Origin of the sequence: Prevotella falsenii DSM 22864 = JCM 15124 (assembly GCF_000613945.1) — a bacterium.
GTDB lineage: Bacteria > Bacteroidota > Bacteroidia > Bacteroidales > Bacteroidaceae > Prevotella > Prevotella falsenii.
The window spans coordinates 1-18,286 of the sequence record NZ_BAJY01000027.1; the positions used below are offsets into that span (position 1 = coordinate 1).

Consider the following 18,286-nt stretch of genomic DNA (forward strand, 5'->3'; position numbering starts at 1 on the left):
TAAATCCCGAAAAACGAAATGACGCAGCCCGCAGAAACGAAACGATATTTTTAACACAGATATTCACAAAAACGAAATAGTCCACTTGTGGAACGCACACGCACCCACAACGCAATAAGAAAGCCCTATCATTTTCGTAACGCCACGAAATGATAAGGCTTTTTTAAATAGCGTTCAAATGCTATATTATCACCCTTTAAAAGGTGTAGTGTAGTGTAGTATAATACATTATATCGGTGTAGCTGGCATGGTGGTTTAACAAGGCATCAAGCTCTACCTTATCGCATCTTTCAAATGGGTTGGGCATACCACCATTGCGCGCCAACCATTCGCACAGCTCCACGACGGAAGATTTATTCGACGTAAAGAAAATAAAAGAGTTCTTCAGCAATACCAGCAGCACGTCTAAATAGTCGTTTAGCCGCCACGTCATTTTATAACTATCCGCCTCCGTATTCAAGTATGGAGGGTCGGCAAGAAATACCACGTTAGGCACATTTTTGTATTGTTCAAATAGTTCTTTATAGTCTTCCGACACCACCGTCAAGCCGCCTAAATAGTCTTCACCCGTTGAATAGTCCACTTTGCGCACCCTATTGTACATGCTTTCTTTAGCTATTCCGTTGAGGCTCGTAGCGTACTCCGCGGAAAACATAAGAGAAGACGACAGTGTTATGTAGTCCACGTACCCATAGCGTGCTTCGTGCTTTTCGATGCACTTTATTGCCAATTCTTTAGTACCTGCCGGTACCAATTTGTGGTGCGGTACATCTTTCAATATCACACGGAGCTGCGCTAATAGTTCGTTGGTTTCCGCCACGTGTGCCAAGCGTTGCCGATAGCCGTCGAAGTCGTTGTAAACGACAGTGGCATTTGGCTTTTGGCACTTTGTTATATGCGATAGCAAGCCGCTGCCGCCGAACAAATCGACGAACACGGCATCGTCGGGAAAATGTCGCAACACCTTTGCAAATTCGCGCGCAAATCTGCGCTTTTGCCCCTGAAAGGGCAATGGTGCGGAGTTATATTGTTTTCTCTTCTTCATACCTTATCGTTCGATTTTCCCTTGCTCTATCAATTTGTAAATTTGGCACACGCCTTTGTAAGCTGCCATTCCGCCATCGTCAGGAAGTTCTTCCCACTGCCCACCGGTAAAGTGCTCACCGTTGTGCAAGTATGTTGCTTGCTGTCGGGGGTCGAGTACATAGTCAGGCGCATTGCCCTGAACTATGCGTGCAACATTGTCGGTGAATTGCAGCACCTTTGCTGCCTTCTCATTGGTAGTGTCAGCTTGATAGCTGACAGTGTGCAGGTAGCCATCAAGAGCTACCTCGCAACTTACGATTTCGATTTTGTTGTTTAATTTTACCTTCATATTTTTGTCCTTTTATTTATAATACTTTTTCTCGTTGTCGATATATCGATGATATTTTTCCATCTTGGAAGATGTATAGTGCGATGGTGCAAATTTCTTTTATAAAGCCAACGGAAGCACCTGACGGGAGCGTATTGGTTTGCGTATATTTAAATTGCGGTTGCCGGGCGGCGTACACGCCATTTACCGGAGTATTATTAGATACGGCACTGTTACGGTAAAAATACCTGCCATTGTTGGCTTCCACTTGCGATTGCGACCACGCTCCGTCAGCCAAAAAACGCCCCTGTAGCTTCGCACCGGTGTAAAGAAATACCATTGTGCCCGACGGTTCGGTATCAACGAAATAGGGGTCGAATATCGAGTGATTTGCAGAATAATTGAGCACATTCATGCCGCCTATATAGCATACACCTAACCCTTTAAAAGACGCCTTCGATATACTTTCAGCTTTTATACCATCGGGTGAAAGGTTGAGTGTATTGTTGCCGGCATTATCATAGAATTTCAATATTGCTTGCCCTCTGTCATCAATACCAAATTCAATATTCTTCGCTACTGCTCCGAAAACGCTCATTAATGAGCCTGTAAGGTCGATGTACCCACCGCCAATATTTCGCGTTTTGAATTTTAGCCCATTGATAGCACCCATGTCATCTACCGAGGCTACAACATTCCCTTGCTGGTCTATAAAGTTAAAGTGCTTGGAGCGTGCGTTGATGCTCATGTCGTTGCCGTTTAGATATATGCCGGCAGCTTCCATGCTCTCTACTACGTCCGGATCTTTCCATATCGTGGCTTTCGTACCTTCCTCTAATTGAATTTCAGATAAGTAGGCTTCGCCGTTGCGTGTGCAGCCTATGAAAATTTGTAAATAATTATACCCATCTTCCAGCTCGAAGGTGTAGGTGTATTGCTTCCATACCCCATAAGTAGAGGGTATGTTGGGGTAGCTATTCTTTGGTGCGCTCATATCTTTTGAACGGCTTCGCTTCACTTCAATATATGGTTGCTCACTACCATATATACGGGTGTACATAGAAAGCGTATATGTTTTCCCGCCAATAGCTTTTATGACGGGAAATTTCGCTCCATTCCATTCATTCTGTGTCGCCCCGTGGCGTGAGATAGATATATAGGGGTGTTCAAGGTGCGCAACGCTTGGATAGTTCACAATTTTAACATATTGCTCCCGCTGTAACAAAAGCAAGTTTAAATTTCGCAGGCTTGCGCCCTTAAGCAAATTTGCCCCGCCGAATACCTGCTTTTTGACTTCTATTTCGATATTATCGGCACGTGTTTCGATACGCCCGACACGCTGCTCAACCGCTTGCGTGCGCCCGTTGATAGTGGTTTGTGCGGCTTTCAAACCTACCACCTCTTTGTCAATAGAAACGATTTTCGCTTCATTCCATTTCTGCGCACTTACCACAAATTCCACGGTGGCGGTGCGCGTCTGTCCTTTGTATTTAGCGGTAACTTCTACTTTGCCGCTCCATTGGTTGGGGCTAACGCCGTCGAATACCAGCGTGCTTATTCCGGCAATACGAGCGTAACAGTTATAAGGCTTCGCGTCCACGCTGTCGGGCACAACTTCCACCTTACCGACATACATGCGTACTTTTCCCGTGTTCTGCCCCAAATTTTCGATTTCCCCACTTTCGTTTGTTTGGAAAACAAAAGTGTTGGGGGTGATAACAAGGGTGAGGGCGTCTTCCCCCTTATCGCCGGGCTTGCCGGGTTCACCGGGCTTCCCATCTTTGGGTGCTCGGCTAACGGTGAATGTGCGTTGTGCTATTATCTTTGCCATTATTATTACTTTTATTTATTAAAGTAGGGTAAGGGCGCATTGCCCTTACCTTTTTAATACAGCTCCACGCAAAATGCTTGGCTTGCACTAAGCAAATCCGAGTAAGCAATTTCAAGCGAGTAGCGGGCATTCGGCGCATCTTTCGTGCATACTTTATAGCCGCTTGTGCCCCATGTCGTATCGATGGCGTTGTTGGCGGCAAAACGCCACACCCGCATGTTGTGCGCTCCCAATATGACGGCATCGGTGATATAGGTAGCACCCTGACGTATTTTAAACCAGTGCAGCAGCGTGCCACCTTCGGCGACGTTATCGCCGTTAGGCTGGAAGACGTCTATTTCGTAGGGGTCCGACCCATCGTACAGTGTACCGATGGCAAATACTTCCTTATTTGCCGTTGCGCTCGCGGCATCGGTATCTTTTATGACACATTTAAATATGCCCACATTGACAACAGCGGAAGCCGGCACTGTTATTTCGTTGGTATTTATTCCACTTATGCCGTTGGCATTGGCGGCTTCGAGCTTCACCCATACGCCGCTGCGTAGTTGATACCAAGTGTAGCTGACGTTTGACGCATCGATGTCGCCACCGCGCATCAAATCACAGTGTATTTTCAGCGACTTCCCGGCATTGTCGAAAGTATCGCCATCCGGCATGTAGAGGCTTGCAAGAATGTTTGCCCCCGCATTCTCTACTTTGGTAACTTCCACAGACGCCACCACTTGCGCCGCCGCCTTTGATACGGGGTCGGTGTAGGTTGCCTCGCATGTGATTTTCAAGCCTGTGCAGTCAGTGAGGTTGGCTGCCAACTTCTTGGCAAGCCCTGCGCCCGCCGTCAGTGCCTGTGTTGCCGGTGTGCCATCTTGCTTGACAACTTTCCAATTCAAATCGCTAAGGTGCGCTGTTTGGTCGCCGTTCTTGCCGCTTACCAGCAGCAGCGGTGTCAGTGTAAGCGGCGATGCCGCATAGTTGGGTGCATACGTCTTGCTGTCGCGCGAAAAAATTTGCGTGAGTGCTTTATCCGTTTTAATGACGAATGTTAATGTTTTGCCATTTACCAATTTCTTTACGGTAAATGTCTTCTGTGCTAAAATATCTGCCATTTTTCTTTATTTTTAGAATGTTATATTTTTCAATATTTTTTGCCCCGACGAATTTAGGAAATTGCACATAAAAGAAGTGTCGCCTACTAAATCGTCGTATGTTACTTTTAATTTGTAGCCATCATTACTGTGCCTGCCTTTCCATGCGGCATCGCCCGCTTCGTATTCGCTTACGCGCTCCCATACAAAGCGCGTCGATGGTAGCTTATTTGTGATTTCTACGTCGTTTTCCCACACGTGCACTTCAAAGATGGCTTCCCACGTTGTTTGCCCCTCCGTATATGCTGCACTGCCTGCCGATGCGTAGCCCTCGACGCGTAGCCCGGTGCCGCCATCTTTGCCCTTGGCAGCGTATTGCTTCCATTTCGTTGAGTGCCCCGTTGGTTCATCAGCATTATTATCGACGAGTGAAAGCCACGTGCCGCCGCCATAATACCACGCTTCGTATTTCGCTGCCACCGTGCCCGCTGTCCAGTCGCCCCGATACAGCACGTTGGGAATGCGCTCACCGTCAGAGCTTACCCACTCGAAATTGCGGCTATTCATATAAATTTTGTCGCTTGACAAATGGAAGATGGCGTTGCTTTTGTTCAGTGAAAAATCGTGAATGTTGCGATACACTTCGATAGTGCCCCCATCTTCCTTTGAGGTGGTAATCATCGTAACATTCATACGATGGCGGTGCAGTGTCGGCTCTACACCGTGGGCAATATCCCACAACGTGTTGTGCCCACATAGCACGATGTTATCGGCTGCCTTTGGTTCGTCGTTGTTTACGCTTTTATCGCGGTAGGTGTCATCGTCGGTAATAATGATATATGCTTCTTCCGTCGCTGTTTTCTGCCCGACTTCTGCCACACAACGCCAATAGTAGCTATTGCTGACATTCTCGTACACACCTGCCTTTATATTAAAAGTTTGACACAACGCTTGGTCGCCGGGCAGCCAGTCGTTGGTAATAGCTTTCTCGCCGTCGTCGGTGTGGAGGTAGCATTTCCAGCCACCCGGCACACGCACCACCTTTTCTATGATGGCATTTGCTCCCGAAAGCACGATATTGCCGGCGATGTGCTTATACTCGTCGATTTGCAGCGAACGGAAGATGGCTTTACCTATCACTTCTAAGTAGTCTATTTGCCCGTGTGCCCTCCCTTTTTCGTCGAGCCACACTCCAAAGCCGTTGATGGTGCGCTCAAAGCCCAATGTCTGAATGGCTTTCAAGATGGCGTTACCTGCCCCGTCGATAGCTGTGCCGTCTTTAAAGGCAACACCTTTCAAAAAGGTGATGACGTCCTGTGCAGTGTCGGGCGTATGCTTGTTAAGAAATTCCTTTAATGCCCGCTTCGCAGAAAATACGTTGTGCTCGCCCGGTGGCGTATCGTCGCCACTGGCGATGATGTCGGGAATGTCATTCACCACCTCACCGATATAATACTTTACATCTTTTATATTGCCCTCCATTGCCGCTATTTTGCCTTTGCGCACGGCATCGCTGATTTCCAACGATACCAGCGACGGCAAATCCACCCGGCGAGAAAGGCGGGTAATACGGCTTTCGCGGTAGCCGACGGGGGCAAAATATTCCGCACTTTCAAGCCGCACGCGCCTGCCAAGGAAGAAGTCGGCGCGCTGCTCTTCCACCCACACGTGGTCGGTGTCGCCTTTGTACACTGAATTATCCACGAAATTTTCTTCGTTGAATTTCGCCACCGCTTCCAAAAGCTCTTTTTCCGCCAGCGGGTAGTATTCGTCGGGCATGCGAAGATGTGATAATATGTATTTGTCGCCCACCTTCGGCACAAGAACGCCACCCGGCACTTGCATCGTGTCGTTGGGGAAGATGGTGATAATTTCAAATTCCTTTGCTTTGTCGTCATAGTTCACTTCAAAATAATGCTCATCGCTCGTGCCCTGCCCGGCAAGCTCGCTGCCTTCCTGAAAGGCAACGCGCATGACGTAGCCCCCTATTTTATAGTCGTTCGGGTTGAAATTCAAATCCTTATCTTTGAAATAGTATATGGTGAACGTTTTTTTATCTTTGCCCGTGCGCTCCTGCGAACGCACTGCCGACACCGTGCCAATACGGCGTGGGTAAATATCGGCAAAGGCAGCTTCTTCGAAATGGTGCACCACGCCGTACTTATCAACATCTTTATCGACGTACTTTTGTCCACCGGGTAATTGCAGGCGGGTATGCCCGTATTTTTCGCGGTCAATGTTTTTTGTGCTGCCCAACGGGAAAAGGCGGGTGTAGAATTTGACGTTGTCGGCTTTTTCGCGTTCCAAGGAAATTAACCCCTTTCGGTAGCCGAGTGTCAGTGCTTCGCCATATTGTGCCTTTGATACGTTGAGCGTAGTGCCATTCTCAAACCAAAATTCCGTTTTCGCCGCCTTGGCAAGCAAATCCAAAGCGTCGTTACAATAAGTGCCTTTGTACTCGATGACGAGGTTTTCCGTTTTCTTCACTTCGCCTAATTTGAAAAGCGGCTTGCCGATGGCGTTGTTTATCGACGCCAGTATTATTTTCGCATGCTCTTCGGCGGGTGCGGTAAGCGTGAAGATGGGCGTATTTTCGTTGTCGGTATAATTTATCACCAAAAAACGCTTGATGAGGCTTTCAACGCCGTAAAGCGTCAAATTATACTCCCATTCCCGTTGATTCTTCATGCGCGGCTTGTAACGCTCCATCAGCCAATAGCGTTCACCGTAGAAAATAACATAATCATTCACATCCAGCTGCACATATTCGTAAAGCGTGAACGTCAGCGATAATGTGTTATCGCCCTGCAGCTGCTTATCCTGCCGTCCGTTAGCATCGGACGCCGTGCAGCGCAATTTATCTTCTTTTGTAAATATTTCTATCATCGTTTGAACACTATTTAAATGTCGTTTAAATGCCCGCTAAAAGGTGGGATTCGGCTCACGGAATACCGCATGGAATGCCCCGCAGTGCGCTTCTTCCACCCAAAGGTTGGTAAGGGCGTCAAAAGGGGTAAATTCCGTTACGAAGGTGCGTATTTCAAGGGCAAGCGGCGGGAAATTCCAAACGAGCCACCCGTCATTGCCCGTCTTCAACACCTGCACAAAGCGGCGATAACGTTGCAGAAATTGCACCTTGTTGTCTGCCACGATGGCGAAGTGCAGCTTTATATCACGCGCTTCACTTTTCGGCAATAGGCGGGCGGAGTATTTTTCGCCGTCTTCTTCGCGGAAATCCACCGCCACGTGCGCTTTCATCTTTGCAGGTGTCAGTAGGGCTTCGAGGTTCTTCTGCTCCCCTGCCTTTTCTTCCCGCAAGAATACGTGATATTCCGTCCAAATATCCTTACCGTTGAGTATCGCTTGATTTTTCAGTATATCCATATCACTTTATTTCTATTCCGTTATTTGCCAGCCGACGAATATCGGCAGCAATATCTTCCAAGCGTTCGCAATGCTGCGTATAGCGTGCTATTCTCTCGAGGTGCTGCGTCGATACTTGCATTTGCTTTACTGCATCTTCGAGCTTGATGTCCATCGACGCAAGGTGTATTTGCGCAGATGTCATCAACCCTTCAAGCTTCGTGCCCTGCGCCTGTGTCATCGTCTCAAAACTGCCGGCACGCCCTTGTTGGTCAGCCCCGCCACTGAAGATGTCGATGCCAAGCTCCTTTGCCTTACGCTTCCATTGCTCCAACAACGCCGATGCTTTGCCACTGTCGGCGGCTACTTCGGAAGTGAGCCGGTCCAATATGCGGGCGTAGGCGGCAAAGCGTTCTTCTTCGGAAAGGTGCTCATCGGTGGCGTATTTTTCCATGTCCTGTTGCGCCTTAAGAAAGTATTTCTGCAGCACGGCGGAGTATATCATATCCGCCCCCAATTTCTCCAGCATGCGCCCGACGCTTTCCACCATCGCTTTACCGGCATCGGTGCCGCTTTTAAAAGCATCTACCAGCGCATTTGTCATCGTGCTACCAAGCTCACCGAAAATATCGGTAAGGTAGTTGCGTATTTCGTTGAACGCTTCTTCCTGCTGCTTTGCAAGGTCGATAAGGTGCTGCAATGCTGCCTTGCTCTCATCGCTCATCTTGCGCGTCTTGAGTATGCTTTCAGCCAATGACACATTGAATTTGCCGTTTTGGTCGATGAGCTTCGGGTATTGAGAAAGTAAAGTGCTGTAGGTGTCCTTTCCTTTGCCCCAGCCGAACATGCCCGTTTTCTTATGCCCTGTTACCAACTTAATGTCATTTACTTTTTTCCACGCGTCGGCAAATTCGTCGGTAGCCCGCTTCATCACGTTAATGGCATTCACTACCTTGCCGTACCTATCCGTGCCAAAAGCTGTCGTGCCCTGCTCATATAGTAACGCCTGCTGCATTAACAGCAAGTTATATTCTTGCTGCTGCGCTATCTGCTCCTTCATTATCGAATTGAGAGCAGCACGGTGGCGTGCACCTGCCGAGAACGCCTTGCCAATAATATTGATGGCTTCGCCTATCGCTGCCATAACGCCGCCAACGACGCCGCCGTTTGCAAAGCCCTTGGCGATATTGGACACACCTTTCATGACATCTTCAATTGTGCCCATCGCTTCCGCCATGCTCTCGTTGCCAATTTCTTCGAACATCTTCGATAAACCACCGGCAACACTGGCAATTTCGTCGGCAACTTCTGCCGATGCCTCGGCAAGCCGCTTTATCTTCTTTTCTTTTTCGCTCTTATCATCTTTGCCCTTGCCATCTAATAAGTCGTCGATGGCAGCTTTCAACGCCTTGAATGGATTCTTTTTCAGGCTTTCGTCCTTTAGCTTCTTCCATTGCTCCATGAAAGCCTTCAACGCTTCGGGCGACTGTTGAAGCCGCTTTAGTTGCTCGGGTGTGATGCCCATTTTTGCAATGTCGCCTTGCGTAATGGTGCGCTTGGTATTGCCCTTTTTATCCTTTATTATAGCTTTGCCGTCGGAGGTAAGCTCACCCTTTGCCATAGCGTCCATGTACGCTTTTAGGTCGGCGAGCTTGGCAATTACGCGGTTTATTTGCTTGACACTTTTTTCTGCCGGATCTTCAAACAACTCGACGAAGATGCTTGCGCTGCTCTTCATCTCGTCAAGCTCCTTATTATTAATTTCTTTTAAGGCATTTTCCTTATCTTTTTCCAGCTGCACCAAAGCGGCATCTATCACATTGGCATTATCCTTATTTCGACGCGCCAACAGTGCCGCCAAATCCTTGGTGTAGGTCGTTTCAACGCCCATGCGTTGGGCATTGTAATCCTGATGCTTTGACAGGAGGGCGTCCAATGCTTCTTCCTCCTTTTTCTTTTCTTCCTTTACCTTTTCTTCGTACTCTTTCTTTTCTTTTTCTGCAATGGCAGCGTACTTATCACTGTATATCTGCGCTGCCTGAAGGCGTTGCTGCGCGGCGTCGATGCCCACCTGTGCCTCCTGCGCATCGCTGACAACTACACCACCTTTGCGCAGCTTCTTTATCAACTCTTTGCGCTTGGCTTCTTCTTCATTGATGCGCTGCTTTTCTTCTTCAAATTGGAGCAACGCGGCGGCACGCTCTTTGTCGTAGCCCTCTTTCATGAGTGCCACCTTTGTTTCGGCAATTTTCTGTTGCGCTGCTTTTTCAAGCTCGCTCAATTCTTCCAGCTCGCTTGACAAATCCGCCTTCTTTTCTTTCTTTTCCTTTTTCTTCTTCGTTTTCGGCTCGTCGTACCCTTTATTCTCCACCTTATTCACTTCCGGTGAATACTCAACCACCTTTGCCGTCAGGGCGTTTATTTCTTTGGTATTTTGCCCCATTTCCTTGGCTATCTCCTTCAACCTTTTATTTCGCCCCTCGTAAGCTGTTATCACGGGGTCGGAAATACCGTTGGCAAATTGTTGTGCAGCTGCGCTTTCAGGCGTTGCGCCAAATGCGCCACCCGTAGCTTCTTTTGCGTAATCCTTTTCGTCTTTCCTATTTTTCTGCGCTTTGTCGTATTTTTTCTTATTGGCGTTTAAGTAGTTTTTCGTATTTTCCTTTTCCACCTCCAAATCCGCCTGCTTTTCGGCAATTTTTTCGATGCGCTTTTCGTAGGCGCGTGCCATAGCTGCCTTCATGATGTCGGCTGCCAACTGACGGTAGCTGACGCCGCCTTGCCGGCAAGGATAGCTTCCGTTTTCATTTGCCCGAAATACGCGGGGTAGGCAGCCTGCAAATTCTTAACAGCTGCCTTTCTGTCTTTCAGGGCTTTTGTGTTATCCTGTGTCGCCTTATAAAGAATATCGAGCTTTGCTTTTTGCACCGTTGCCGCACGTGCACCTTCCTTTATGCTTCCGCCGTTTCATTCTGCACGGCAGCTGCCTTTTTTGCTTCGGAGCTGTATTTATACCATAAGGCGATAAGCCCACCGATGAGCACCGATACGCCAAGTGTCATTGTGCCCATCAATACTTTTGCAGTGGCGGCAGAAACGCCAAGCGATGCGGCAAGGCTGTTATTAGCAGCCGTCCACCAATTGGTGGCTTTTGTTACCAATTTTAAGCGAAACGCCGAATCCTTATTTAAAGCATTGAACACCTGCTGAATACCCATTGTTGTTGCCATCACTGCCTGTAGGCGTGTCTGGACGCGGGCAAGCTCTTCGTTTTCGCCCACGAATAGCGACATTATACCGGTGCCGGCAGTAACAGCACCGGAAAGACCATTCAAACCCGACGCCATCGCCTCCCAGTTGGCATCGTCGGAGGCAAGTGCCTTGGCTTCATTGCGAACGTCGTGCAAGGTGTCGTAGAGGTGGGCTGCGCGGTTCGCCATCTGCCGGTACTGCTCAGTGTTCTTCTCGCCGGCAAGACGCATACGCGCCATTTCCTGAACGAGGGCACGATATTCTTTTGACAGCTTATTTACGGAGGCGGCTGCCTTTTTGTTTTCAAACTGCAAATCCGCCAACCTGTGCTTTTCTTCCCGCAATGCGAGATCACATGCTTTTAAATCCGCCAAAACTTCATTTTGTGCTTTGCCCGGTGCAGTATTTTCGTATTGCTTTTGCAGCTTTTTTAAGGCGGCTTCAACGTCTTTTACAACTAATTTCTGCTCGAATATTTTGTCATGGAGGGCTTCCGCCGCACGCTCCGCCGCAGTGGCGAGCTTGCCCGTTGCCTTCGTGGCGTCCTTCGTCTTATCGATAAGGTCGCCTTCCCATAAGTACTCCATTCTTACGCTATTGTCCATCGTCGTTCAGCTTACTTTGAAAAAAGCCTATTACACTTTTAGGCTGCTTATTTGTTTCTTTATTTTTTATTACATTTGATTGTTCAGCATCGATATAGCGCGGTGCGTCGGCAAGCATCATCAGGAGGGTTTGGTAGTTCACACCCCATAGTATGTATTCTACACTCCACCCGGTAGCTTCGGCGACCTGCCATACGAATCCGAAAGGGCTATGAGAGCTTTCAAAATGACCCCTTAACTCCCCTTCTTTTTTTGGCTCAACCTTGGACGGAGCGGGTTGCTCCATTCGCAAGATTTGATAATATTTGTAAAATTTTCAGTACCAATAAGCGGAATGAAATGCAAGTTGGCAAGTAGCAGGTAGGTGTCATCAACGAGCCACAACAGCAACCACGCAAACAGGGGTGCAAAGATGCCTGACAGCTTACCGCGGCAGATGGTGAGTGCCACCATTTGGGCAACTGTCTTCCCGTGCCGGGCTATGAATTGCAGCTGCTCATCTTTCGTGAAATTTTGCATCTGCTCATAGGTAACACCCATACTTAAGAATTTCCGGGCAATGCGGATTTGCGTGCCGAATTTCGGGCGGCGCATTACAAGGCGCAAGGTGATATTTCGCTTTATAAAAGGTATTTTCCACTGTAGAAGTGGAATGGAAACGCCGATGTCCAAAAGGGCAGCCGACGCTTCCAACTCTACTTGTTTATTCTTCATTAGCCTTGCTGTGTCAAATTCACGTCCACTTTCTTGCTCGGGTCAGCTTTCAACTGGAATGTGATTTTGCCCGTACGCTGTGCACCCGTGTTGTTGGCTGCGGTAATGAGCACACGTCCGCCCTTGGCTTCAATGCTAAAGCCTGCGGGGGCAACACTCATTGAGAATGCGCCGCTGGCGGAAATATCCACCACCTTTGTTTCGCCCGCCTTTTTGAAGGTAAGCTCCGTGGGCTTTGCTTCGATAAAAGGCTTTGTGGTAACAATTTTGAAAGGCGCACCGGTATCTGCCGGAGTCAGAACTTCCAACTCGCACTCGATGTGCAGCGGGTCGTCGCCGCCGAGCTTACCGCGCACCATACCTTCCAATGATGCCTTGGCAATTTCGACCGTCTGCCCAGTGCCCGAAATAATTTTCACAGCACCTTCCAATACTACGCTTTCCGATGGAGCTTCCCAACCGTCCTCCGTTACCGTGCCGCCCATCACTGCCACGCAGTTGTCCGGGAGTAGCTCAATAAGGTTGAACTTCAATACATTTGATGCCGCCTTCTTGCGGATTTTCTTTACCGGGCTGTTGCGCACCTGCGCTGCATACAGCTTGATATACTCTGCGGCGTCGCCGCCCCATTCTACGCCGTCTTCGGCAATGTTGCCGATTTTCTTGCCATCAAAGAAGATGGCATCAAGCAGCATGATATAGCCGTCGTTTGTTTCTTTCATATTTTTTACTTTTTAATTCTAAATGAATATTTAATACCTGCAAGCGCAATTGCGCTCAATAATACCGATACACCAATGAGTATCAGAAAATCCTGCAATACGGAAGGGGGCTTTTTCACTACGGTTTTCGAGACCTTAGATGCCCGATGCGCCGCTTTATTTTCCTGTGCAGTGCCGTCGTGCTTTGCCATTACTGTTGTCTGCCGCACCTCCCTTTCGATGGGGAGGGTTGAACCCCTTATATATACATTACCCCCCTTATGGTAGGCTTCCAATAATAAGCGTCCGCTTTGCCGTCGGAAGACGGCACTATCGGGCAGGTTCAGCAAGCTCTGCATCGGCATCGTCAGCATCGCCGTGTCCGCCGCTATCTTCTGCGCCTCCGTCGTGGTTTGCACCAGCAGCGAGCTGCTTTGTCGGTAGCTGCTTTCTTGATATAAGCTGTCGCTTCGGCTTGCGCTTTGCACCGTCTGCTTCGTTCTGCAGCTCGTGGCTGATAGGGCAAGTACCGCGATGAGGGCAATACTGAATAGCTTCGATAGCCCGCGAAAGGCGGTCGAGCGACCGTTTGATGCGCGCGCTTTCGGCGCGTGCTTTGTCAAGCTCTTCTTGTAAAGAATTGATTGTTTTTTCATTCTTTTTTTGATTTTCTACTAATAGTTGTGAGATGTCCTCATACATCGCTTTGTAGGTGTCGTGTACGGCTTTCGCCGTTTTCGCCGACGCCGCCTTGCGATTTACGAGCCACGCAATGGCAGCACCTATACCGCCCGATGGTATAGCCCATTGCAGTATTTGTAAGAGTGTATTCATTGCGCTTTCATTCGTTTAAAGTTGTCTTATGCCTATTGCTTTCAGCCATGCCTGCACGTTGAACGATGGGCATGCCTTTGGGGCAATTTCATTATGTCCGATGATGCGCACCTGCGGAAAGCGGGCGTGGAAGTCGCGCACGTATGCTGCCAGCGCATTACGCTGCGCTTCCGTGCGGGTGTCCTTCGCCTTACCGGTGGCATCTACGCCGCCGACGTAGACAACGTGGCGGGCAACGGCATTGTAGCCCTTTGCCCCGTTGGTAATTTCAAAGGCATCAACCTGCATGTCCTCATTGTTGCGCACCAAGCGTTCCACCCTGCCGTCAAGGTGTACCATGTCGGTGTAGCCGACCTGCTTCCACCCGCGACCGCCTGCCGAAGGCGGGGCGGTGTGCCAGCGGCGGATTTCGTCCGCTGACACTTCGCGTCCTTCGGGTGTAGCTGTGCAATGTATTACTAAGTATTTAAGCTGCATGGCACGTTACACTGATTCGCCTTGAACGATGGCAACAAGTCCCTTTACATCTTGACGCATCGGGCGACCGCCTGCGCGTACTAAGAAAGAGTAGATGTCGCCGTAGTACGTGGGATCTTTCTCATTTTCAAAAGCGTTTACTTCGCCCAACGCGCGGCATACGCTGTTTTCGTGCCATGCCAAGCCGGCAGCAAGATCTGTGGCAGCACCTTCCGTGTCCTCTTCTTTCTTTACTAAGCTCTTGGTGTACACACCAACTTCCGAGCGCATCATGATATTGAAAGAGAATAGCTTACCCAAAATACCGCGCTGCGCGTCGGCACTTGCCAAAAAGGCTTGGTTCTGCACACCGGTGAGGTCGTTTAATAGTTGATCGTACATGTACGCATCAAGTAGCAAATAACGACCTTCCTGAGGTATGTTGTCGGCGTTGAACTTCGTCATCAGCTTTTCAATGTCAGCACGGCAAAGTGCCTTTCTGTTGCCGGTTGCCTTTGCGGTGTGTGCCTTGATGGACGCACCGGTGGTTTGAATGCAGTACTCTTTAGCCGGCAGCCAAGCATAAAGAATGCTTTTTGCCACCGCTTCCTGCAACGCTGCTTTGTCCTGACGCAACACGCTTTCACGCTTGTTGTACGACAGCTCCACAGTGTCGGCGTGCGGAATGCGGATTGGATCTGTTGTGAACTCGTCAAGGTTGAAGGTCAAATCAACATCGGTGCGTGTGTTCACGTCAGCAGGGAAGCTGCTGCGGTTCTTCTTTGTCTTCGACGGTGCACCCGCGTTGGGAATGTGCACAACTTTCCCCATATTTACAAACTCGTCGGCATTGTACGCCTTGCTTAAAAAGCTGTTATCGGCGAATAAGCCTTCTTGGATAGCATTTACCCAAATTTCTCTTTGTATAGCCATTTTTCTGTTATTTATTTGTCATTTATTGTTACTTACTACTACATGTTGGGCTTTGTGCCGAAACGCTGCTCGAACTTCTCGGCATAGATGTCGGGGTGGTTATCCTTAAGCTGTGTTAGCTTGCCGGCGCGGTCGAGCTCGTCCCAACTTTTCGATTTCCAATCGCCCATGTCTACGCGCGCGCCATCACTGATGATTTGTGCCGTTACGCTTTGGCGCACCGGTACTGCTTCCAACGCTGCCTTGGCAGATGCGAAATCGCGGTCGAAAAGCGAAAGATAGGTATCTTTTCCCTTGGCGTCGATACGCCCATCTTTAACAGCGGCATCAACAAGGGCAACTGCTTGCTCCTGCTCTTTCTTCTTCTGCTCCGCCTTCTGTGCGTCGATAGCTGCGGTAAGTGTCTTGTTTTCTTTTTCCAGCCTGTCATTGTTGGAAATGAGCTCGTTCACCTTACCTACGATGTCGGCTTCTGAAGCCGTATCGCTCAAATTCAATACTTGTGTCAATTTTCCCATATCATTTTGATTAAAAATTTTTTCCTGAACTTCGGTAAATTCCATTGTTGCCGTGGCTTCGGGCTTTAAAAAGCTGCCCATATTGATAAGGTTGCCCTTGTTATCATACAATGCTAAGGCGTTGTGATTTGCACCGATGGTAACGATACTGGCTTCACGCACCGTCCATTTGGTAACGGTAGGGCGGTTCTGTCCGGGCAGCATCAGGTCGTAGGCGTCGCTGGTCTCTTCCGACCACGCGCCGATAGACGCCATGCGTATGAAGTCGGTATCCACTTTCTGCTGCACCTCCACGGCGCGTGGGTCGGCTTCGTCGAAGACGGCATCGGCTAAAATTTGCGTGCCCTCGATGCGTATATTTTCCCAACGCCCGATGGGCATTTTCCAGTCGTCGTGGTTGAGTAGCATTACCGGATTCTTCTTAAATTCCTCCAAATTCGCCCCGGAGGTGAGCATGCGGAATCCGTATGTATTCACCGTCTCGTCGTGCAATATGAATGTTTTTTTGCTCATCGCTTTTGAATGTTTTGCGGTGCAAAGTTAAGGCAAGGAAAGTGCCCGTGCAAACCGCAAAATATTGATATACAGTATATTGTATATATTACACAATACACCTGCAACGCTTGCAAGGCGATTATTTTTTGCGCCTTTTATACGGTAACTTTGCACTAAAAAAAGGACGAAGAAATGGACATAAAGAAGAAGAAAGAATTGGCTAAGCTCATCTTTTTGAGTGAACCCAATGTAACACAGCAGGAAATAGCCGACCGCACCGGCGCGTCGCGCGTTAGTATCGGCAAGTGGGTGAAAGAGTGGGAAAAATTGAAATTAAACCTTTTGCAAACACGGGAGGAGCGTATAAATTCAACGCTGATACAGCTTGACGAATTAGACCGCGCCATTGCCCAAAAGCCCGAAGGTGCGCGTTTCCCCGATAAGAACGAAGCGCAAATCCGCCGCAAGCTGACGGAAGACCTCGAAGCGTTGGAGCAGGACGCCTCGATACGCGATATATATAATGTGTCGCGCCGCCTCTTGGATTGGCTGCGTCCGCGAAATCTCGAAAAAGCGAAAGAGTTAGCAAACTATTTTGACGCATATATAAAGGAGCAAATGAAATGGGCAAAGTAGATGATAAGCAGGCGTTGAAAGAATGGCGCGTATATTTCAATAACTTGCAAAAAGATACCGCGGTAGATGAGCTATCGCCGTTGGAGCGCGTCAAAAAGCGTGAGCAATTGGAAAAGAATCCGGTAGAGTGGATAAAATTTTTTTTCGGGCAATACGCCACCCACGAATTTGCACCCTTCCACATTAAAGCCATCAATAGAATTTGTAAGCACGAAGAATGGTATGAGGTGCTGTCGTGGAGCCGCGAGCTGGCGAAATCAACAACGGTAATGATGTGCACAATGTATCTCGTGTGTACAGGGAAAAAGCGCAATGTGCTTGTTATCAGCAATTCAAAGGACAACGCCACCCGCCTGTTGAAGCCTTACAAAGATAGCTTCGAGCGCAATTCGCTGCTAAAGGCATACTATGGTGATATGCGCGAATTTGGCTCATGGACGGCGGAGGAATTTTCACTTACCAACGGTGCTGCCTTCCGTGCATTGGGTGCGGGCGAAAGCCCTCGTGGTACGCGCAAAGATGAAGTACGCCCCGACACCATACTGGTGGACGACTTCGACACCGACGAAGATTGCAGAAATCCGGACATCGTGAACAAAAAGTGGGATTGGTTCGAGGGGGCAGCGTTCCCTACTCGAAGCATCAGCGGCAAGCTGCTGGTAGTATTCTGTGGCAACCTTATCGCCCTTGACTGCTGCGTAAAGCGTGCCGGCGAGAAAGCCGACCATTGGGATATTGTCAATATTCGCGACAAAAACGGAAAAAGCACGTGGGCAGCAAAGAATAGCGAAGAAGACATCGATAGAACACTGGCGAAAGTGTCTACCCGCATTGCCCAGCAAGAATTTTTCAACAACCCCCTTTCGGAAGGCGAAGTGTTTAAGGAAATGACGTGGGGGCAATGCCCGCCACTGTCAAAGCTCCAGCTTGCCGTAGTGTATGGCGACCCCGCCCCGTCAAATTCGCGGAACAAGGCAACATCGTTTAAGGCGTTATTCCTTATCGGCTACTACGATGGCAATTTCTATATATATAAAGGATTTCTCGACCACGTCGTGAACGATGAGTATGTAAATTGGTATTATTACATACACGACTACGTGGCGACAAATGCCAAGTATACTATTTCATTGAGAATAACAAATTGCAAGATCCTTTTTACGAACAAGTCTTTTTGCCGTTGTTCGCCGCCAAAGGGCAGGAAAAGGGTTTTATTCCCATTTCACCCGACACGCGCAAAAAGCCCGAGAAATTCGACAGAATAGAGGGCAACCTTGAACCACTCAACCGACAGGGCAAGTTGATATTAAATATCGACGAAAAGGACAACCCACACATGCAACGCTTGGAAGAGCAATTCTTGTTACTCAACAAGCGCATGAAAGCTCCCGCTGACGGCGTGGATTGCATCGAGGGTGGTTGGTATATTCTAAATTCAAAAATACGCACGTTAAGCGCAGAAAGCTACACCATCGGCGTGCGCAAAAAAAGCAACAAAAGATACTGATA

General features: G+C 48.7%; 18 protein-coding genes and 1 pseudogene. 2 read left to right on the forward strand and 17 right to left on the reverse strand.

Annotated elements, in window-relative coordinates:
* Positions 1-196: 196 nt before the first annotated feature.
* The 17 genes from JCM15124_RS09550 to JCM15124_RS09630 all read right to left on the reverse strand — a co-directional run bounded on the left by JCM15124_RS09550 (position 197) and on the right by JCM15124_RS09630 (position 16,159).
* On the reverse strand, positions 197-1,045 hold the full coding sequence (locus JCM15124_RS09550) for a DNA adenine methylase (RefSeq protein ID WP_024999246.1): 849 nt from the start codon (positions 1,043-1,045) through the stop codon (positions 197-199).
* Positions 1,046-1,048: 3 nt separating this feature from the next.
* Complete coding sequence (locus JCM15124_RS09555; protein ID WP_024999247.1) at positions 1,049-1,375, reverse strand: hypothetical protein; 327 nt, start codon at positions 1,373-1,375, stop codon at positions 1,049-1,051.
* 16 nt (positions 1,376-1,391) lie between these two features.
* On the reverse strand, positions 1,392-3,185 hold the full coding sequence (locus JCM15124_RS16210) for a hypothetical protein (protein WP_024999248.1): 1,794 nt from the start codon (positions 3,183-3,185) through the stop codon (positions 1,392-1,394).
* A 53-nt stretch (positions 3,186-3,238) separates the two neighbouring features.
* The gene (locus JCM15124_RS09565) at positions 3,239-4,291 is read right to left on the reverse strand and encodes a hypothetical protein (protein WP_024999249.1); all 1,053 of its coding nucleotides are present in this window, start codon (positions 4,289-4,291) and stop codon (positions 3,239-3,241) included.
* A gap of 12 nt (positions 4,292-4,303) precedes the next feature.
* Positions 4,304-7,156 carry a hypothetical protein gene (locus tag JCM15124_RS09570; RefSeq protein ID WP_024999250.1) on the reverse strand — a complete coding sequence of 951 codons (2,853 nt, stop codon included), beginning with the start codon at positions 7,154-7,156 and terminating at the stop codon, positions 4,304-4,306.
* Between the two features lie 36 nt (positions 7,157-7,192).
* Positions 7,193-7,654 carry a hypothetical protein gene (locus JCM15124_RS09575; RefSeq protein WP_024999251.1) on the reverse strand — a complete coding sequence of 154 codons (462 nt, stop codon included), beginning with the start codon at positions 7,652-7,654 and terminating at the stop codon, positions 7,193-7,195.
* Position 7,655: 1 nt separating this feature from the next.
* Complete coding sequence (locus JCM15124_RS09580) at positions 7,656-10,391, reverse strand: RidA family protein (protein ID WP_051527375.1); 2,736 nt, start codon at positions 10,389-10,391, stop codon at positions 7,656-7,658.
* On the reverse strand, positions 10,373-10,561 hold the full coding sequence (locus tag JCM15124_RS09585) for a hypothetical protein (protein WP_024999253.1): 189 nt from the start codon (positions 10,559-10,561) through the stop codon (positions 10,373-10,375). Before JCM15124_RS09585 ends, JCM15124_RS09580 begins: the two co-directional genes overlap by 19 nt.
* Before the next feature lie 23 nt (positions 10,562-10,584).
* Positions 10,585-11,490 (reverse strand): hypothetical protein, encoded by a 906-nt coding sequence (locus JCM15124_RS09590; RefSeq protein WP_024999254.1) that lies wholly within the window; start codon positions 11,488-11,490, stop codon positions 10,585-10,587.
* Positions 11,480-11,632: a hypothetical protein gene (locus JCM15124_RS16215; RefSeq protein ID WP_198019138.1), complete on the reverse strand. Its 153-nt coding sequence runs from the start codon at positions 11,630-11,632 to the stop codon at positions 11,480-11,482. Before JCM15124_RS16215 ends, JCM15124_RS09590 begins: the two co-directional genes overlap by 11 nt.
* 92 nt (positions 11,633-11,724) lie before the next feature.
* A complete protein-coding gene (locus JCM15124_RS09600; protein WP_024999256.1) occupies positions 11,725-12,204 on the reverse strand; it encodes a hypothetical protein in 480 nt (159 codons plus the stop codon).
* Positions 12,204-12,926, reverse strand: a complete 723-nt coding sequence (locus tag JCM15124_RS09605) for a BACON domain-containing protein (RefSeq protein WP_024999257.1) — start codon at positions 12,924-12,926, stop codon at positions 12,204-12,206. Before JCM15124_RS09605 ends, JCM15124_RS09600 begins: the two co-directional genes overlap by 1 nt.
* Positions 12,927-12,931: 5 nt before the next feature.
* Positions 12,932-13,279, reverse strand: a complete 348-nt coding sequence (locus JCM15124_RS09610; protein WP_198019137.1) for a hypothetical protein — start codon at positions 13,277-13,279, stop codon at positions 12,932-12,934.
* Entirely contained in the window at positions 13,236-13,739 is a 504-nt protein-coding gene (locus JCM15124_RS14005) for a hypothetical protein (protein WP_024999259.1), read from the reverse strand. Before JCM15124_RS14005 ends, JCM15124_RS09610 begins: the two co-directional genes overlap by 44 nt.
* Before the next feature lie 15 nt (positions 13,740-13,754).
* Positions 13,755-14,216, reverse strand: coding sequence for an N-acetylmuramoyl-L-alanine amidase (locus JCM15124_RS09620; protein WP_024999260.1), 462 nt, complete (start codon positions 14,214-14,216; stop codon positions 13,755-13,757).
* Between the two features lie 6 nt (positions 14,217-14,222).
* Positions 14,223-15,128, reverse strand: coding sequence for a hypothetical protein (locus JCM15124_RS09625; protein ID WP_024999261.1), 906 nt, complete (start codon positions 15,126-15,128; stop codon positions 14,223-14,225).
* A 38-nt stretch (positions 15,129-15,166) separates the two neighbouring features.
* Positions 15,167-16,159, reverse strand: a complete 993-nt coding sequence (locus JCM15124_RS09630; protein ID WP_024999262.1) for a hypothetical protein — start codon at positions 16,157-16,159, stop codon at positions 15,167-15,169.
* A 174-nt stretch (positions 16,160-16,333) separates the two neighbouring features.
* On the opposite strand from JCM15124_RS09630, the gene JCM15124_RS09635 reads away from it, so the two are divergent.
* Together JCM15124_RS09635 and JCM15124_RS14010 are read left to right on the forward strand one after the other, a co-directional pair.
* A complete protein-coding gene (locus JCM15124_RS09635; protein WP_024999263.1) occupies positions 16,334-16,777 on the forward strand; it encodes a hypothetical protein in 444 nt (147 codons plus the stop codon).
* Positions 16,765-18,284: pseudogene (locus JCM15124_RS14010) on the forward strand (hypothetical protein). The gene JCM15124_RS09635 and the pseudogene JCM15124_RS14010 overlap by 13 nt, the downstream one beginning before the upstream one ends.
* The last annotated feature ends 2 nt before the right edge of the window (positions 18,285-18,286 follow it).

What these genes read in the sequence shown, in the direction of transcription:
- JCM15124_RS09550 (WP_024999246.1), bottom strand. Translation starts at nt 1,045, where the DNA reads ATGAAGAAGAGAAAACAATATAACTCCGCACCATTGCCCTTTCAGGGG.
- JCM15124_RS09555 (WP_024999247.1), bottom strand. Translation starts at nt 1,375, where the DNA reads ATGAAGGTAAAATTAAACAACAAAATCGAAATCGTAAGTTGCGAGGTA.
- JCM15124_RS16210 (WP_024999248.1), bottom strand. Translation starts at nt 3,185, where the DNA reads ATGGCAAAGATAATAGCACAACGCACATTCACCGTTAGCCGAGCACCC.
- JCM15124_RS09565 (WP_024999249.1), bottom strand. Translation starts at nt 4,291, where the DNA reads ATGGCAGATATTTTAGCACAGAAGACATTTACCGTAAAGAAATTGGTA.
- JCM15124_RS09570 (WP_024999250.1), bottom strand. Translation starts at nt 7,156, where the DNA reads ATGATAGAAATATTTACAAAAGAAGATAAATTGCGCTGCACGGCGTCC.
- JCM15124_RS09575 (WP_024999251.1), bottom strand. Translation starts at nt 7,654, where the DNA reads ATGGATATACTGAAAAATCAAGCGATACTCAACGGTAAGGATATTTGG.
- JCM15124_RS09590 (WP_024999254.1), bottom strand. Translation starts at nt 11,490, where the DNA reads ATGGACAATAGCGTAAGAATGGAGTACTTATGGGAAGGCGACCTTATC.
- JCM15124_RS09600 (WP_024999256.1), bottom strand. Translation starts at nt 12,204, where the DNA reads ATGAAGAATAAACAAGTAGAGTTGGAAGCGTCGGCTGCCCTTTTGGAC.
- JCM15124_RS09605 (WP_024999257.1), bottom strand. Translation starts at nt 12,926, where the DNA reads ATGAAAGAAACAAACGACGGCTATATCATGCTGCTTGATGCCATCTTC.
- JCM15124_RS09610 (WP_198019137.1), bottom strand. Translation starts at nt 13,279, where the DNA reads ATGCTGACGATGCCGATGCAGAGCTTGCTGAACCTGCCCGATAGTGCC.
- JCM15124_RS14005 (WP_024999259.1), bottom strand. Translation starts at nt 13,739, where the DNA reads ATGAATACACTCTTACAAATACTGCAATGGGCTATACCATCGGGCGGT.
- JCM15124_RS09620 (WP_024999260.1), bottom strand. Translation starts at nt 14,216, where the DNA reads ATGCAGCTTAAATACTTAGTAATACATTGCACAGCTACACCCGAAGGA.
- JCM15124_RS09625 (WP_024999261.1), bottom strand. Translation starts at nt 15,128, where the DNA reads ATGGCTATACAAAGAGAAATTTGGGTAAATGCTATCCAAGAAGGCTTA.
- JCM15124_RS09630 (WP_024999262.1), bottom strand. Translation starts at nt 16,159, where the DNA reads ATGAGCAAAAAAACATTCATATTGCACGACGAGACGGTGAATACATAC.
- JCM15124_RS09635 (WP_024999263.1), top strand. Translation starts at nt 16,334, where the DNA reads ATGGACATAAAGAAGAAGAAAGAATTGGCTAAGCTCATCTTTTTGAGT.